Annotated in this window: 11 protein-coding genes; 5 read left to right on the top strand and 6 right to left on the bottom strand. The window is 42.7% G+C overall.

The annotated features are described in order from the left end of the window. Positions 1 to 7: 7 nt before the first annotated feature. Both G631_RS0105130 and G631_RS19965 read right to left on the bottom strand, forming a co-directional pair. On the bottom strand, positions 8 to 2,953 hold the full coding sequence (locus tag G631_RS0105130) for an extracellular solute-binding protein (protein WP_026488549.1): 2,946 nt from the start codon (positions 2,951 to 2,953) through the stop codon (positions 8 to 10). Positions 2,954 to 2,966: 13 nt separating this feature from the next. Beyond that, positions 2,967 to 4,397 carry an endo-1,4-beta-xylanase gene (locus G631_RS19965; protein WP_155833876.1) on the bottom strand — a complete coding sequence of 477 codons (1,431 nt, stop codon included), beginning with the start codon at positions 4,395 to 4,397 and terminating at the stop codon, positions 2,967 to 2,969. 391 nt (positions 4,398 to 4,788) lie between these two features. Here G631_RS19965 and G631_RS18040 point away from each other — a divergent pair, with 391 nt between their 5' ends. Continuing rightward, positions 4,789 to 5,754: a helix-turn-helix transcriptional regulator gene (locus G631_RS18040; RefSeq protein WP_035789364.1), complete on the top strand. Its 966-nt coding sequence runs from the start codon at positions 4,789 to 4,791 to the stop codon at positions 5,752 to 5,754. Positions 5,755 to 5,967: 213 nt separating this feature from the next. Here the strand turns inward: G631_RS18040 and G631_RS0105115 are convergent, their stop codons facing one another. Then, positions 5,968 to 7,593 carry a glycoside hydrolase family 43 protein gene (locus G631_RS0105115; protein WP_026488547.1) on the bottom strand — a complete coding sequence of 542 codons (1,626 nt, stop codon included), beginning with the start codon at positions 7,591 to 7,593 and terminating at the stop codon, positions 5,968 to 5,970. A 405-nt stretch (positions 7,594 to 7,998) separates the two neighbouring features. On the opposite strand from G631_RS0105115, the gene G631_RS21505 reads away from it, so the two are divergent. Next, positions 7,999 to 10,893 carry a carboxylesterase family protein gene (locus G631_RS21505; RefSeq protein WP_155833875.1) on the top strand — a complete coding sequence of 965 codons (2,895 nt, stop codon included), beginning with the start codon at positions 7,999 to 8,001 and terminating at the stop codon, positions 10,891 to 10,893. Between the two features lie 465 nt (positions 10,894 to 11,358). On the opposite strand, the gene G631_RS0105105 is transcribed toward G631_RS21505, so the two are convergent. After that, on the bottom strand, positions 11,359 to 11,931 hold the full coding sequence (locus G631_RS0105105) for a GNAT family N-acetyltransferase (RefSeq protein WP_026488545.1): 573 nt from the start codon (positions 11,929 to 11,931) through the stop codon (positions 11,359 to 11,361). 114 nt (positions 11,932 to 12,045) lie between these two features. Between G631_RS0105105 and G631_RS0105100 the strand changes: the two genes are divergently transcribed. From G631_RS0105100 to G631_RS0105090, 3 genes are all read left to right on the top strand, one after another. After that, positions 12,046 to 13,410, top strand: a complete 1,365-nt coding sequence (locus tag G631_RS0105100; protein WP_026488544.1) for a glycoside hydrolase family 5 protein — start codon at positions 12,046 to 12,048, stop codon at positions 13,408 to 13,410. Between the two features lie 249 nt (positions 13,411 to 13,659). Then, a complete protein-coding gene (locus G631_RS0105095) occupies positions 13,660 to 14,646 on the top strand; it encodes a diaminopimelate dehydrogenase (RefSeq protein WP_026488543.1) in 987 nt (328 codons plus the stop codon). Positions 14,647 to 14,792: 146 nt separating this feature from the next. Continuing rightward, complete coding sequence (locus tag G631_RS0105090) at positions 14,793 to 15,752, top strand: hypothetical protein (protein WP_026488542.1); 960 nt, start codon at positions 14,793 to 14,795, stop codon at positions 15,750 to 15,752. 134 nt (positions 15,753 to 15,886) lie between these two features. Here G631_RS0105090 and G631_RS0105085 read toward each other — a convergent pair whose 3' ends face one another. Beyond that, complete coding sequence (locus tag G631_RS0105085) at positions 15,887 to 16,135, bottom strand: GIY-YIG nuclease family protein (protein ID WP_026488541.1); 249 nt, start codon at positions 16,133 to 16,135, stop codon at positions 15,887 to 15,889. A gap of 182 nt (positions 16,136 to 16,317) precedes the next feature. Beyond that, positions 16,318 to 16,971 carry an HAD family hydrolase gene (locus tag G631_RS0105080; protein ID WP_026488540.1) on the bottom strand — a complete coding sequence of 218 codons (654 nt, stop codon included), beginning with the start codon at positions 16,969 to 16,971 and terminating at the stop codon, positions 16,318 to 16,320. Positions 16,972 to 17,163: the final 192 nt, after the last annotated feature.

Below are 17,163 nucleotides of genomic sequence, written 5' to 3'. Positions count from 1 at the left end.
AACTTACTTAGTCATCTACTGGCATACCAAATTCGATACGTTTCTTCTTTATCTCTTCATCTATAAGTATTGAGTAGTCAATTATGGTCTCTCGTGAGTCAACCTTCTGATTGATAACCTTTCTTATAGCGTTTGAAATATGTCTTCCAGTGAAGTATCCACCAGGAACCTCTCTGATTCCTACTGTGTTATCCCACTGCTTGCTCAGAACTTCGATATCGTCTGTACTCCAGGAGAGGTTAGCAAAAGCATCTCTGTTAGCTGTTGCATATCTTGCAGATGAACCAAGGAGTGCTTCGATCTCACGACCAAATCTTACCTGTGTATCTGCGTTTGCCCACCACTTCATGAATTCCCAGGATGCAAGTCTTAATGCTTCATCATCTGTCTTGATCATCATTGTGGCGCTACCTGTGATGAAGTCTGATCTGTCAAGCTTGCCATCTCTGTATGTTCCAGGAATAAGAGTGAAGTCCCAAAGACCTCTTATCTCAGGTGCTGAAACCATAAGTGTGTTATAAGTAGAATAAGGTGCAATACCAATTGGCATTTCTCCTGAACGGAATCTACTTACAAAGTCATATACTGTAGGAATACCGTAATCATTAAAGTATCTAACGTAGTCATCAAAGGCTGCAACGCCTGCCTCTGTATTAACTGTTGTCTTGGTTCCTGCCTCGTTGTACATATCTCCACCGTACTGATAGAGAAGTGAGAAGTACATTGAAAGGTCAGGTGCGTTTGACATAACTGCTGTTGTAGCTGCTGTAGCACCGCTGCTTCCTGCTGCTGTAGGGATACCGATTGAAAGGTTGTTACCCTGAATTGTAGGAAGAAGCTCTATAAGTTCTTTCCATGTATTAGGAACTTCAAGTTCCATTTCCTCAAGTACGTCTTTTCTGTAGAACATTACGTTGAAGGTCTGTGTCTCTGGAATACCATAGATGTGACCATCAAGTCTGTACTGCTCGTAGGAGCTTTCTGAGTAGTGGGAAAGAACTTCTTCCCAGCCCTCAAACTGAGTGATATCTTCTGCTGCTCCACGGAGTGCGTAGTTAACTGGCTGATCTGCACCAACTGAAAGAACTACGTTTGGTCCACGTCCAGCAAGTACTGCATTAAGAAGTGCTCCTGGATCAACGATCTCTACGTTAACCTTAACTCCAGTTGAAGTTGTGAAATCATCATCTACCATTGTCTTAAGGATTGTACCCTGGTCACGACCTGTAAGTACCCAAACCTTAACTACTTCATCGCCGCTCTTTTCATCGTAAACATCACCGACTGAGTTGTAGTCTACAAAGAATGAAGCAACGAAGGACTTGATCTCGTGTCCTGCCTTTGTAAAGAAGTTTGCTTTATCCTTCTTTGGAGTAACATCTGTTCCTGAAATTACCAGGTAATCTACATCGAGCTTGGTCTCACTCATGTTAAGTGAAGCTGTACCCATTGATGTGATGTTGTCCTTAAAGGTTGTAAACTCTGTTGTGATCTTCTGTGGCTTTTCACAGAATCTTTCAAGCTGCTGTGCAATAGTCTGTGCTGTTGCTACGTTGTCAGCCATCTGTCCTGAGTAAGCAACCATATCATCGACTATCTTGTAAAGTCTCTTTGACTCAAGTTCCATAGCCTGCATGATCTCAGGATATGTTGTATCAATATGGTAATCTCTGTATACATCAGGTGCTGCACCTGTATAAACAAGGATTCTTCTATATATCTGGTTAAGTCTGTAAGTGGAATCTTCCATTTCCTCAAGGATTGCACCCATTCCTCCAAGAGTTGCCTCAAGTCTTATTGTGTGCTGTCCCTTTGTAAGATAGAAGTTATAAGGTGTTCCATCTTCAGCTGCAAGATCTTTGCAATCCCAGTCGTTTGCATATTCAAAAGAGATTTCTGAAAGAGCATCAAATGGAACCTGTCCATCAATAAGAACTGTTCTGTTTGATACTGAACCTCTTGCGTAGTTCTGACGTGCCTTGATCATGATGTTGTAGTAACCATCCTCTGGCACTTCGAAGTTCCACTCGATCCACTGTCCTGAGCTTCTCCAGGTCTCACCACCAACGTAGTTGAGAACTGTTGTTGTTACGCTGTTAGGTACTGTGGTTGGCGAGGAACGATCGTATTTAGCATATAGGGAGGACTCTGATCGAAGGCTGGAATCCTCGCCCTGTACCACCAAATTAAAGTTCCTTGCTGCATCTGATCCTGCGTTCTGAGGATTCTGCGCAAGGTATTCCTCATAAGTAGGTGTTGCCTTGATGGCCTTAAGCTCAACATTTGAAATAAGCATTGGCTCATTGTCCGCATTGAATGTCAGCTTGTTCTCACCCTTATTAAAATAGAAGACATAGGGTTCAGCTACAAATCCCATATCGTCTCTGAAATATGCACTCTGCCATCCGAAGTATTCAACCTGACGAGGTCTGATCTCATTGCCCTGATTATCAACCTTGACATCGCCACCATCCATCCACATTCTTGTAAAAGAAATGTTTCTGGCATCCTCGAAAGGAAGCTCTCCGTTGATCATAACTGTTCTCTCAGCAGGAACTCCTCTTGACTCTGGAAGCTTGTAATCAACATAGAGTCTGTACATTCCAGCTTCTGGAACTTTTACATTCCATGTTATGCTAGAGCCTGTCTCTGTAAATACTGCATCCTTCTTGTCATCTGTGGCAGCCTTCTCAACCTTTACAATTCCGGTTGATTCATAGTCAAAAACATCTACCACAACATCTTTTGAAGGATGAGCATCTTTCATGTGCTCGTTTACATATCCTGTGTAAGCTCCAACTCTTTCCATACCCTCAATTTCCTGGGTGAGATCAGTTCCTTCGTATTTCTCATGGAAGTCTGTTTTCTCACGGTGAGAAAGAACTACACACAAACAAATAATTGCTGCAAGAATACCAAGTACTATCAATAGTTTTTGTAAAGTCTTATTCATATCCTTAAGTCCTTTAGTTAGTTTCTGCAAAAACCCAAAACGCTGGCTTCGGTTTGTATAGATCATCAAATAGTAGCGGGCATTGGGCTTTTTCTTTATTGCTTCCTCCACCTACTGTAGATCTGTGCTGAAGCCATGAATACTTGTCAACAGTTCCCCAGAAGGTAATACCTGTAACCTGTACGCCGGATTTTTGAACCTCTTGAAGTGCGTAATACTGCAAATTGTACTGTTTGCGCATCTTCTCGTACTCTTTTTCCTTGGACTCGGGGCTTCCGTCGTAGTCATCACTGGAGCTTAGATCCCATTCAGTTATCTGAACTGCTCCAACCACATCTCCATAAGCCTTTGCTGATGTCTCTACTTCTGTATAGGATGGTGAATCGCTACTGTAGTGACCCTGCATGCCCATGGCTGTGATCCTGGTTCCTACTCCAGGCTCGCCTTCCTGGTCCTTGACCGCTTTCAAAAGAGCTACAATTCCGTCTCTTTTCTTTGCCATACATTCGTTGTAATCGTTGTAGTACAGCTCAAGTTCTGCCGGAGCGTATTTGTTGGCGTATTTGAAAGCATTTATAATGAACTCTTCGCTTTGGTAAACGTGCCACCAGCTGGAGTTATTACCATGAGTGTCGTTCGACAGTGGTTCGTTTGGATTCTCATTATCAGACCTGTAAGTCCCTGTTCCATCTGAAACTGCCTCGTTGACTACATCCCATCCATAGAAAAGATCTTTATATGGACTGTCCTGCCCAGTGAAGTGAGTAAGTACTTCTCTTATGTACCACTCCTGTCTCTTATCCATTTCTTCCTTGGATACGTAGGGCTTATTCTTGTCGTAGTCTTCATGGAAGAACCACTCAGGTGTCTGTGAATGCCAGACCAGCACATGACCTCTTACCTTAATCTGTCTGTCTGGATGAGCCTCGTTCCATTTGAGAAACTTGTTAAGTATCTTCTCCGGATTATCGAAGTTCATCACAGGAACTGTAATGGTCTCACCGTTAAGCTCTGCTTCTGTAGTACCCGGACACGCTCCGTTGCTGTAGCCAAAGAGCGAATCAGGTTTAAGCTCGTTTCCCAGTGTAACTGCATTAAAGTGAGTAGTTACCAGATTCCATAATGGAATGTCCCAGGGTTCCTTGCCGGTAATCGCACATCCTATCCGGCATCCCATCTTCTCCTCTACGCTATCACGCAGGGCCGGGATTTCTTCCTCTTTTTCCTCACCAGCTTCTTCTGTGGAATTTTCAGAGGATGAGCTTTCTGTAGTATTTAGTTGTTCTGCGGAAGTTGACAAAAGTGAATTGTCAGAAGCTGCCTCCTGGGCATCTGATTCCTGCATAGCTGGCGCATCCGTCGCAGTGCTGTTTGCGCACGCCGTTGCTGTCAGCATCACAAGAGCTCCCAAGGCGGCAACTATAGATCTGCCCCGTTTATACACTCCTTTTTTGCCTCCCAGTTTTTGTTACTCAAAATTTGCTACCATCGACCCCCATCGATAGTTATAAGCATAAAGGCTTTGCGCGTTTTGTTCCTACCAGTTTTTGCCTAGCAATGTGCAGATGTTGCTTTTTGTTGCCAAAAATTGTCATGCATTTTTTGTGCACAATTCACAAAAAGGGCACTATTTTTACTGCGCCATTTATTTAATGTGAGCATTAATTAGGGAATGATAGCAATAATTGAGAAGAAAGAATTGTCAGAAAATGATATGATTTGCAAGTAAATAGTTGGCGGTGCGGCATATTTTTTGCTGCAAAAGCGTTCGCAATATTTTGGTAATGGGGACCAATAGAACGCTGAAAAAGTTGTTATTAGGGGAGGAAACGCCGATGTCAAAGAGTTCAGACAGCAACGTAACCTTAGATTATTACCAGCAGAACACTGACTATAGCTCACGTGTACTTGAGGGTAATAACGAGAAGTCTATTTTTCCAAAGGATAGTTCAATCCGAATCTGGTATAACGAGCAGGGATATGACTATCCATCTCACTGGCACAACGCTCTTGAGATCATTGCACCTATTGAGAATCACTATGATGTTGAGATTGAGGGTGAGATGCATCATGTAAAGCCAGGAGAAATAATCTTTATTCCACCAAGAAAATCTCACTATCTGCATTCACCTGGATCAGGCAGTAGATATGTATGCCTCTTCGATATTGATTTCTTTTCATCGGTAAGAGGGTATTCAGGCCTTATGAACATGCTCAAGGACTGCATTCATATCACACCAGAGTTCTATGCACCTATTTATAATGAAATCTTGAATCTGTTCTCACAGATTTGGAACGAGTATTTCCAGAAGACCGAATTCTACGAGTTTTCCATTTACTCACACCTGTTCCAGATCATGACCATACTTTCAAGATATCAACTAAACAAGATTAATCTTTTTACAGAGAGCACGCCAGTTAAGCGCAGAGAGTATTTCGAGAAGCTCAACACTGTTATTGATTACATTGATGAGAACTACGCTTATGATATAACTCTTGAGAATGCCGCTTCCTACAGTGGTTTCTCCAAGTTCCACTTCTCCAGATTGTTCAAGGAGTACATGGGCTGTACCTTCTATGATTATCTTATCAATCAGCGCATCAAGGCAACTGAAGTCCTGCTGACAAGAGATGATCTTTCAATCACAGATATTGCGCTACAGTCCGGTTTTTCCAGCATCTCAACCTTTAACAGGACTTTCAAGCTAAAGAAAGGCTGCACACCTGGTGAGTATCGTTCCTTATTCTCAGGTGGCCTCGGCAAAGAAAAAGGGGATGTATCAGCAAAAGTAGCCAAGTAATGACTCGGCGATATATAAATGCTCACGTTTCCTCGTCGTGATATGTTAAATTCAAAAACAGATAAATGTCTCATTTCATTTTATTCAGAGAAATCGACATTTATCTGTTTTTTCATTAATCATATCATCGACTCGTGCAAATGATTCGCATTTATATATCTGCCATCGTAGTTTTCTTTATTTTCTTTATTTTCTTTATTTTCTTAATTTGCTTCATCTCGCAATCCAGGAATATACTTCGTAGCCTTCTCCGGCGTAGATGAAGTATACGTTATGCTGTCCTGTTATGGGCTCAGGAAGCTGAGCTTTTATCTCAAGTCCTTCTGCTTTCTCATTTGGTATAACTGCGTAACCAACTGCTTCTCCAGATGGGCTGTCCAGGCAGATTTTGATTGCTCCGCGAAGGTCACTGTCTGCAGCTGTTTCTTTTACATCAATGGTAAAAGAAATCTCTTTTGCCCCAGCATCACCAAAGTCTGCGCAGCTAACGCTTGTCCACTCACCATCTGCGATTCCGCAGAGAATCATGTCTCCAGAGCCGCACTCTTTAGCGCTTTCTCCGTACTGTCTGGTCTTAATTCCCATAGAAGCATTTGAAAGGGTCACAGCCTTAACTTCTTTGTAGGGGTCAAGTGGGCGCAGCTGCTCTACACCGCTCTTAGTTCCAATGCTTGCTGAGGGCTCATTCTTTTCATTGAGAACGAGTCTGTTAACGTTTGTGCTACGATAGCCGCCGTCCATTCCAAGGCCTTCCTCAAGAATTCTTGAGTGATAGGTTATGTAGTACTGGCCTTCAAATTCAAACATAGCGTGGTGGTTATTACCGCCTCGGCCAAAGAACTTCTCAGGGTTTTTGAGAACAGGATTGCATCTCTCAAAAGGTCCCATGGGGCTGTCTGACTTCATAGTCACGATCTCACCAGACTCAAAGCCCAGTTCCTTGGTAGCTTCCGGTGTTACATTAAAGTTTGAACAATATGAATAATAGTAAACGCCATCAATCTTGTTGATTCCTGAATCCTCGAAGAGGTAATCCACATTTTCGATGGGGATTGGATTGCCCTCAAGGCTCATCATGTCTTCACCGAGCTTACAAACTCTTGCTGTTCCTGGGTTTGCAGCCTTATCAGGGGAAGGTACTCCGCCGCCAACGTAGATATAGGCTGATCCGTCATCATCCATGAGAACTGCCGGGTCAAAAAGCCATGTGACCTCTGCGCAATTGGGGGTTTCTCTGGAGATAAGGGGATGTCCCAGCTCATCTACGAATGGGCCTACTGGTGAATCTGATGAGAGAACACCGATGCCGTTTCCATTATTTGCAAAATATAAAAAGAACTTATCTTTGCCATCAATATTTTTCCAGGCAGCTGCAGGTGCCCAGGAATTTGGTCCCCAGCTTGCTGCGCCGTTATTTCCTGCAGCATAAACAGTTCCGTGGTCTGTCCAGTTTACAAGGTCATCAGAAGATACCACGTTTATAGTATTTATGTTGCCATAAGTGTTTTCTTTTAACGAACCATCTGCATTGTAGGATGGCTTGTCGCCTGTCATATAAAGGTATACTCTTCCGCCATAAACAAGGGCGTAAGGGTCTGCTCCAAAGCGCTGCACCATAACCGGGTTGTGATCAGTTATTGCTTTTGCGCTCTTATTTAATTTGATATTTTCAAAAGTTGTCTCTGGATTTACTGCCATTTTTGTTTCTTTCTCCGTTTCAACTGATTCTTCTGCTTCTGTTCCTGTATCAGCATCTGTTTTTGCAGTCTGAACTTCGCCACATCCACAGGCTATAACTATAGTCGCAATCAGCGCTCCGATTAGTTTTTTCTTTTTCATTTTCCAAATCCGTTTCTGCAAGATTTGCATCTGTAACATCGTTGCTTAGATTCCAGGGGTCGATTAGTATTGTGAACGATGTTAAACGATTTACAAGAATATAACGGTAAAAGAACTATCCTCGCCACCAAAAATTTGCGATGTTTTTCTCGTAAATTGCGATATGCCCAAAGATAGCAAGTACTAGTTTGTTTGTAGCAATAATTGGGGCTTTAGTATTACCCAATTCATAAAACTTAGCACGGATTTGCGAATATGTAGCAATAATTCGGTGGATAGTAGATGCCAGAAAAAGATATAAATTTAGTAGGTGGAAAAATGTGTATTTTGACACCTGATGAGATATAAAAACAGTTCAGATAAAAAGCTGAATATAGCAAAGAGTATGTTGGGAGAGGGTAAAAAATGCTTAGAGAAACGACTGTAAAAAATGGTAAGGTCCGCGGCCTTGCCGGAACCGATCCAAGAATTACTGTATTTAAGGGGATTCCATTTGCTGCTCCGCCAGTTGGAGAAAACAGATGGCGCGCTCCACAGCCCTGCAAAGACTGGGACGGAGTTTTAGAGTGCAACAATTTTGGTCCTATTTCTTATCAGGACAGGCCTGGTATGGGCACAGATATCTACTGCAGAGAATGGCACGTTGATCCTGAGGTTGAGCTGTCAGAGGACTGTCTTTACCTTAATATCTGGACTCCTGCCAAAAGAGAAGGCGAAAAGCTTCCAGTTTTAGTATGGTACTTTGGAGGTGGCTTCCAGTGGGGATATACAGCAGAGATGGAGTTTAACGGCGAGCAGCTTGCAAAGCGCGGTATCGTAGTTGTGAGTGTTGCGTACAGACTCAACTGCTTTGGTTTCCTTGCTCACAAGGATATTACAAAAGAGGCGCCTTCAGCTCCAGCAAACTTTGGTCTTATGGATCAGTGTGCTGGCCTTAACTGGGTTCATGATAACATTGCTGCCTTTGGCGGAAATCCTGATCAGATCACAATCGCCGGTCAGTCTGCTGGAGGATCTAGCGTAATGCACCAGCTGACCCACAAGGGTAATGAGAAGCTTATAAAGGGCGCAGCTATTTTTTCAGGTATCATAAGACTTGCTGACCCCAAAGATGATATTTTCAAGCCTCTTGATCTTACAAAGGCTGAAGAGCTTGGTGATAAGTTCTTTAAATCTTTAAGGGTAAAAGATTTAGAGGAGGCCAGAAAGCTATCTTCTAAAGAGGTATTTGATGGCTACAACCGCTTTGTACAGGAAAATCCAAGAATGTTCCCAATTCAGGATGGTTTCTTCTGCGAAGGAGATCCTGTTCAATTATTTATGGACAGGAAGTGCGCAGATGTTCCTGTTATTGCAGGTAATACTACAGATGAGTTTTCTATGGCAGGTGTAAACAGCGTTGAACTTTCTGTTAAGACTGTTTTCGAAGCAGCCAGCAAAAATGAGCCTTCCCAGAAGTTCTTTTACTATAGATTTGATCCGGAGATTCCTGGAGACGGATACAAGGGTGAGAGCTATCCTGGCACTTTCCACTCCTGCGATCTGTGGTTCTTCTTTGGGTCTCTTGATAAGTGCACTCGTCCTTACACTGGCAAGCATTTTGACCTTGCAAGACAGATGTGTGACTATTTTGCAAACTTCATAAAGACTGGTGATCCTAATAATAATGGCGGAAACGCTGGGCTTCTTAGAAGTGAGGAACATGACAATATTCACAGAAGCGCAATTAGTGGCTGGACCTTTGATGAATTGTCTCCTGAAAAAGTAGGCATTGATTACGTATGCCGCGACAGGGCTTCTCTCCCTGCCTGGGCTCCATACAAGGCAGATAGCCGCTACGAGATGGAATTTCTTACAAATGGCGCAAGGCCTAAGTTTGAGGGTGGCATCAGACAGGGCAGCAAAAAGCAGGCTGTTAACCCTTATCTTCCATCCTGGGAATATATTCCTGATGGCGAGCCTTACGTATTTAATAATAGGGTTTATGTATATGGCTCTCACGATCTGTGGCAGGGCGAAACCTTCTGCCTTGGAGATTATGTGACCTGGTCAGCACCAATTGATGATCTTGGAAACTGGCACTATGAAGGTGTTATTTATCCCAAGACTGCAGATCCTCTGAACAAGGAAGGCCGCATGTGTCTATATGCTCCTGACCTTACAGTTGGTCCTGATGGACGTTTCTATCTCTACTATGTTCTTGACAGAGTCTGCGTAGTTTCAGTTGCTGTCAGTGATACTCCTAATGGGCCATTTAAGTTCTACGGCTATGTACATTATGAGGATGGAACAAGACTCGGAGAAAAAGAAGGTGATGAGCCACAGTTTGACCCAGGTGTACTTACTGAAGGGGATACGACTTATCTTTTCACTGGTTTCTGTGGACAGGGCGACAAGTCAAGGCACGGCGCTATGTTGACAGTGCTTGATAAGGATATGCTGACAATAAAGAGAGCTCCTGAGTTTGTAGCACCAGGTAACTGCTATAGCCAGGGAACGGGATATGAGAACCATGCTTTCTTTGAGGCTCCTTCTATCAGAAAACATGATGATACCTACTACTTCATCTATTCTTCAGAAGTTTGCCATGAGCTGTGCTACGCAACTTCCAAGGATCCTCTTGGCCCTTACAAGTATGGCGGAGTTATTGTTTCCAACTGTGACCGCGGAATTGACAGCTACAAAAAAGCCGCAGATGCAACAGCTTACGGGGCTAATAACCACGGAAGCATTGTTGAGATTGGTGGAGAATGGTATATCTTTTACCACAGACATACAAATGGAACCTGGTTTAGCCGTCAGGGCTGCGCTGAGAAGATTCATTTCGAGGCAGATGGCTCTATCAAGCAGGTTGAGATTACATCCTGCGGTCTTAACGGTGGTCCTCTCTCAGATGTTGGCGAGTATCCTTCATACATTGCCTGCAATATCTTTACAAAAGAGCATGTGGCTTATGTTGAGCCATCTGTGCCAAGGGTAGTTCAGGAAGGCGCTGATGGAGATGCAAATCCTGGCTACATCAAGGCTATCGTTGATGGCACTACTATTGGCTTTAAGTATTTTGATGTTAAGGGAGCAACAGGTCTTAGAATCAAGACCAGGGCTTACTTTGACGGAGATTTTGAAGTGAGAACATCTATTGACGGAGAGGTTCTTGGCAAGATACACGGTGTAAATTCAAATATGTGGGAGTCTAACGAGTGCAGGTTTGATGCGCCTCTATCTGGAGTTCACGCTCTGTATCTGACATATTGCGGCACCGGAACTGCCTCCCTTAAGAGTGTTGAGTGGCTGCACTGATGTAAGTGGCTACGCTGATGTAAGTGACTGCGCGAGTTTATTGGCTACGCGGAAGTGCATGACTTCGGAAGTGTTTGCAGGTGGCTACGCGGAAGTTTGTGATAACGGACGTTCTGCGGCGGGTTGTAGGTCGAAATATGTAGGTCAGTACTCATGGTTCTAAGCACTTCGGAAAGCCCAGAGAATCCATCGTTACGTGCATAGGCACTTACGATGGATTGGTCTTTCCTCCATAGAACCAAAATCGTCCTGACTCTGCATATTCCTTCCCTTACAGCCTCGCCGCAGAACTGTTTTTTTCTCTAAAATTTGTTCGGATATTTTATTATCACTCGCAAGAAATTCTGATACTAAAGCTATAAATGCATCAACTACTTTTGCAATATAAATGATGTAGGTGTCAAAAGTATATTTTGACACCATATGATATACGAATAAGTTATAACTGTTGGTATGGCAGCTTGGTTATGTAAGTGAAATGTTCCATACCTTTAGAGCAATTCCTTTGTAATTGCAGGTCTCTATGAGTTTTCCACCGCAGCTTAGTATTACGTGTTCACTTGCAAGGTTTGAAGGTTCGCAGGCGATAGTTGCCTCTGTCTTACCCTGATTCCCAAGCCATGACAAGAGCTGTCTGAGCATCCATTTTGCATATCCATTTCCCCTATCACAGGGTCTTACTGAATACCCAATCTGAAACTTTGGATCAGCGTCGTATCTGTACTGGATCATTCCCAGCAGGTGATCATCAGCGTTTCTTACGCACAAAAACTGCTGTGCATGGCCTCCAATCTCTGCAGGAGCATCTTTTGCAGCTCGTTTCTTGCAGTTCTCAATATACACAAGGACATTTTCATCTTTGCGCAAGGAGCCGCAACCATCCATATGATCTCCGCAGTCAAGGAATTCCTGTCTGTAGGCGGTTATTTCATCCGCATATTTATTGTCTGCTTCTACTAGTTTTATTTCTTCAATCATATCTTTTCTCTCCACAATATCTTTATCTTTTGCACTTCCACCATCATATACTTCTGGCAATGATTCTGCTAGCACTTTTGTTATTATTCCTACCGCCTAAAAAGATAATACTTGAACAAAAATGTATTCAAATATAGATTAGTATATATACAAAAAAGAAAGTTGAGAGAAGGTATGTTTAAAAGAAAATTAGTATCACTATTAATGGCGCCAATAATGGTCGCAGGGCTTATTACAGGCTGCGCTGGGGGTGCGGCATCATCAGAAAAAGAAGTTGCATCTTCATCTGTGATTTCAGGTTCAGAAACCGGAATAAAAGGTGATGAAGCTTCTGCTACGCAAGCTGGAGCAGCTGATCAGACTTCCGCTGAATCAAATACCGCCAGCATCTCTGATAGTTCGGATGGTTCAGATAGTTCTACCATTGAGAGCTCATCAGATTCGGGTGATGGTGAGGTTATCCAGGTTAAGGGAATTACAGAGAGGAGCGATGAGATGCGTGATATTTCAGCAAAAGAGCTTGTGGCTGAGATGACAGCTGGCTGGAATCTCGGAAATACGCTGGAAGCAACTAGCGCAAGCGGTCTTGCGTCAGAGACAAGCTGGGGAAATCCCAAGGTTACAAAAGAGCAGATTGATGCAGTCTGCGAAAAGGGCTTTGATTCTATTCGCATTCCTATTACATGGGGAAATCATGTAGGGGAAGCTCCTGATTATACAATTGATCCAGAGTGGATGGACAGGGTTGAGGAAGTTATAAACTACGCTCTGGATGACGGCATGTATGTCCTTATTGATTCTCACCACGAGGAATTTTGGAGAATCCCTGACGCTGAACACATAGAAGCTGTGGATGCAGAGAACATCGCTATCTGGAAGCAGGTTGCTGAACGCTTCAAGGATTATGGCGATCATCTTGTTTTCGAAGGCTTAAATGAGCCTAGAACCAAGGGAAGTGCAGGTGAATGGAGTGGCGGAACTCCTGAGGAAAGAGAATATGTTAACCGCTTAAATAAGTCTTTTGTGGACACTGTTCGTGCAACTGGCGGCAACAACGAGCTTCGTCTCCTTCTTGTTACCACCTATGCCGATTCCTCAGTACCAGAGGCGTTAAAAGACATTTATATTCCCGAGGATAAACATATTGCTGTAGCAATCCACGCCTATACTCCATACGCCTTCACCTATGCAAATGGCGAGAGTTGGGAGCTCTTTAAGTGGGACGGAAGTCAGAATAAGGAAATCTTCCAGCTTATGATCGCGCTTGATAAAAATTTCCTTCAAAAAGATATTCCTGTTCTCCTTACAGAGTACGGCGCAGTTAATAAGGATGAGAACACTGAGGAAGTCAGAAAGTGGGCTGAGGTCTACGTTTCAAAGGCTACCGATTACGGAATCCCATGTTTTTGGTGGGATAACGGAATCTATGACCAGCAGGGCGAGAAGTTTTCAATCTTTAACCGTAGAAGCCTTACCTGGTACAGAGAAGAGGTTGTGGATACCATCATAAAGGAAAGCTATTCCAAGGCTAATGGCTGATAAATGTGCTACTCACCACAAGTGCTCTACTGGCATAGATAATCATTATCAAATTTCTGTTGCAGATATAGATATGATGGGTTGCAAATGTCACCAAAGCAATTCAATCACATAAAATTCTTTTTACAGAAAAAATTTTGTGTTATAATCTCTTTAATTTGGTGTTGTTAGCATAGAGAAACAACTAACCAATAGTAATTCTAAGGGCATAGCTCTTTTACGAAATATGTCTTATACAGGAGGATTCAAATGAGTACAAGAATTGGAATTTTAGGTTATGGTAACTTGGGAAGAGGCGTAGAGCTTGCTGTTAAGGCTGCTCCTGATATGGAACTTGTAGCAGTATTCACAAGAAGAGATCCTTCTTCTCTCACAATACAGACAGCAGGTGTTCCTGTGGTTTCAGTTGCAGACGTAGCTGACTGGAAAGACAAGATCGATGTTATGATCCTCTGCGGAGGAAGTGCAACAGATCTTCCAACTCAGACACCAGAGTATGCTAAGCTTTTCAATGTAGTTGACAGTTTCGATACACACGCAAGAATTCCTGAGCACTTTGCAAACGTTGATGCTTCAGCTAAGGCTGCTGGCAAGGTTGCTGTTATCTCCTGCGGTTGGGATCCAGGAATGTTCTCTCTTGCAAGAGTTTACTCAAATGCTATTCTTCCTGATGGAAATGATTATACATTCTGGGGCAAGGGCGTTTCACAGGGCCACTCAGATGCGATCCGTCGTATCAAGGGTGTCAAGAATGCCAAGCAGTACACAATTCCAGTACCTGCTGCCCTTGAAGCAGTTAGAAATGGCGAGAATCCAGAGCTTACAACTCGTCAGAAGCACACAAGAGAATGCTTTGTAGTTCTCGAAGAGGGCGCAGATGCTGCCGCTGTAGAAAAAGAAATCAAGGAGATGCCAAACTATTTTGCTGATTATGACACAACAGTTCACTTCATCAGCGAGGAGGAGCTTCTTACAAACCACAGTGGAATGGCTCATGGCGGATTCGTATTCAGAAGTGGTAAGACTGGTGCCAACAAGGAGCATAATCACATCATCGAGTATAGCTTAAAGCTTGATTCAAACCCTGAGTTCACAACAAGCGTGCTTGTAGCAGTTGCAAGAGCAGCTCAGAGAATGAACGCTGAGGGCACTACAGGATGCAAGACAATCCTTGACATTCCACCAGCATATCTTTCAGATAAGAGCGGCGAAGAGCTTAGAGCGCACCTTCTGTAATCTAGCAATTTTCAAGACACTCATGCAAATGCGTGGGTGTCTTTTTATGTTCCAAACTGCTATACTATATTTTGCTAATAATAGAATCTACTTTTTTAGCAAAAGAGATACTGCATCTTACAGCTGTATCTTTGGGAGGTTACACAATGTCAAAAGTTAAATTTCACTTGCCGGGGCTTCGTTACAATTTTCCGCTGAACATGTTCTGGCTCAGCATGCTGGAGAAATATCCACATTATTTCAGAGAAGGTGTGGAGATTGCATCTTTCTTTGGCTGCTTTCCATTTTCTCTTTGGAACGGAGGAAGGCTGATTTCCGATGATCAGTGCGATGCTGCCTTTGTTAAGCATGTCATTGCCAGCATCAATGCCAAGGGGATTCCTGTTCGTTTCACTTTCACAAATCCGCTCATAAAGGAAGAAGATCTTGATGATGAATTCTGTAATTTCTGCATGAAGGCTGGAGATAATGGCAAGAACGAGGTCCTTGTCTTTTCCCCAATTCTCGAGGAATACATCAGGAAGAACTACCCTTCCTACAAGATAGATTCCACAACCTGCAAGGAAATCAGGGATGTGGAGACTCTTAATAAAGAGCTTGAAAAGGACTACAAATACGTTGTCCTTGATTACAATATGAACAATCAGTGGGATCTTATTGAAGGCTTGCAGCACAAGGAAAAGCTCGAGGTTCTGATAAACGCCCTCTGTGTTCCAAACTGCAAACGCCGCGGCGACCACTACAAGAATATTGCTCTTAACCAGGAGATCATGAGGGAGAACAAGCTCCTTCCACCGGAAAAGAGAAAGCACATTATCCCCTGGACCTGCGAATACGGAGATAAGAACAATCTCTATACTATCCAGGACTACTGCACTTTTGTTTCCCCTGAGCTTATCTGGGAAAAATATGTTCCTATGGGAATCAACAACTTTAAGATTGAGGGAAGAACTGCAAATCTCTTCTCTCTTATTGAGACTTACTGCTTCTTTATGATAAAGCCAGAATATGTTGGCGAGGCAAGACTCCTCCTTCTTAGAAATCTTCAGGAGGCGCATGTCATCCAGGTCAACAAGCCAAGACCTATGGCGTTTAATGGAAAATAATAAGTCTTCAAGAGTAATCAATTAAGACCGTCTACAAACCTGCCAAAAGTTATTACACGGTCTTTTTTGATGCTCATTTTTATATAACTTTGTTACAATTAGCACAAATTCTACTGTAATAAGTATTTTACTCGTTACTGATTATACTTTTGAATCAGTTCTTTTTTCTGATTTCTAGTCAGTTGCTTTATATGCCATTCACGGCTCATGGCCTCTTCCTTGGTATCAAACTCTTCCTGATAAACCAGTTTCACCGGAAGTCTGGCCCTGGTGTACTTGCCACCTTTGCCTTCATTATGAGCCTTGACTCTTTTCTCCAGATCATTGGTCCATCCGCAATAATATGTGCCATCCGCACATTCAAGAATGTAAGTGTAATTCACTTAATTTTCCCTCATGTCCGATTCGCATACCCCATCCTCCACATATGTGATTAAATAATTTATTGTCTTCTAAATATTTGACATATACCCTCAGGGTATTGTTACGTAGATGAAAATAAAATATTTAAAAATCTAATTTGGGGCTATGATCAAATCCACTAATTTACCATGTATATTACTAATTAGTTAAAAAGAAACTTCGACAGTTCATCAACACTGTGGAACACGTAGTCAGTGTTTTCTTTCATATGCTTCTCATTTTCTGGAATATCAAAACACCAGCATGCAGCAGCAAAATCAACGCCTGCTGCCTTGGCCATATCAAGGCCAGGCTTTAAATCATCGATAACCAGGATATCTTTTTTCTCAAGGTTATATTTCTCCATGATCTTGTAAATTGGAACCGGCGCTGGCTTGCGCTCCTCCAGTGGTTGTTCCCAACCAAAGATGATGTCAGGATCAGGAAGATTATTGTGTTTGTAGTCCTTTAGAATGTTCTCAGAATATGAGTGTGAAACAACAGCCACATATCCTCCCTCAGCTTTCTGGCGCTCCATTATCTCTTTTATCCCTGGAAATGCATCGGCTACATGGCTCTTGGCATATTCATACCAGAATATTTCCTCTGCCTTCATCTCTTCATCGCTTAACCCGCACATGTCCTTGAAGAACTCTAATACTCCTGGATAAAAGTTGTACTTAACATACTCTTCCAGAGTGTAGTTGATCTCTGGGTGGTATTTCTTCATATATTCAACAAAACTTGGGTAGTGAATGGTCGCTGTACTGTTTACTGTTGTGTCATCGTGGTCAAAGACCAGACATTTGTATTTCATACGTTGCCTCTCCTGTTACTTGTGATGTATATTTCTTGTTTTCTTTTTCTTGCATCACTCTACCGCATGCCTATCATGCAAATTCTTGCTTTTTGTTTCTTTTGCATGATTTTTACTGACCCCTGTGATGCAAATCTTCTTGTTTTAGTTTTCTTGCATCACTCTGCTGCCCAAATGTCATGCAAATTCTTG

The organism is Butyrivibrio sp. XBB1001, assembly GCF_000424505.1.
Lineage (GTDB): Bacteria > Bacillota > Clostridia > Lachnospirales > Lachnospiraceae > Butyrivibrio.
Note: the sequence above shows the minus strand (reverse complement) of the source record. Positions and strands in the feature narration are given on the sequence as shown.

Coding starts and splice junctions, on each gene's coding strand:
- G631_RS0105130 (WP_026488549.1), bottom strand. CDS start 2,953: ATGAATAAGACTTTACAAAAACTATTGATAGTACTTGGTATTCTTGCA.
- G631_RS18040 (WP_035789364.1), top strand. CDS start 4,789: ATGTCAAAGAGTTCAGACAGCAACGTAACCTTAGATTATTACCAGCAG.
- G631_RS0105115 (WP_026488547.1), bottom strand. CDS start 7,593: ATGAAAAAGAAAAAACTAATCGGAGCGCTGATTGCGACTATAGTTATA.
- G631_RS21505 (WP_155833875.1), top strand. CDS start 7,999: ATGCTTAGAGAAACGACTGTAAAAAATGGTAAGGTCCGCGGCCTTGCC.
- G631_RS0105100 (WP_026488544.1), top strand. CDS start 12,046: ATGTTTAAAAGAAAATTAGTATCACTATTAATGGCGCCAATAATGGTC.
- G631_RS0105095 (WP_026488543.1), top strand. CDS start 13,660: ATGAGTACAAGAATTGGAATTTTAGGTTATGGTAACTTGGGAAGAGGC.
- G631_RS0105090 (WP_026488542.1), top strand. CDS start 14,793: ATGTCAAAAGTTAAATTTCACTTGCCGGGGCTTCGTTACAATTTTCCG.
- G631_RS0105080 (WP_026488540.1), bottom strand. CDS start 16,971: ATGAAATACAAATGTCTGGTCTTTGACCACGATGACACAACAGTAAAC.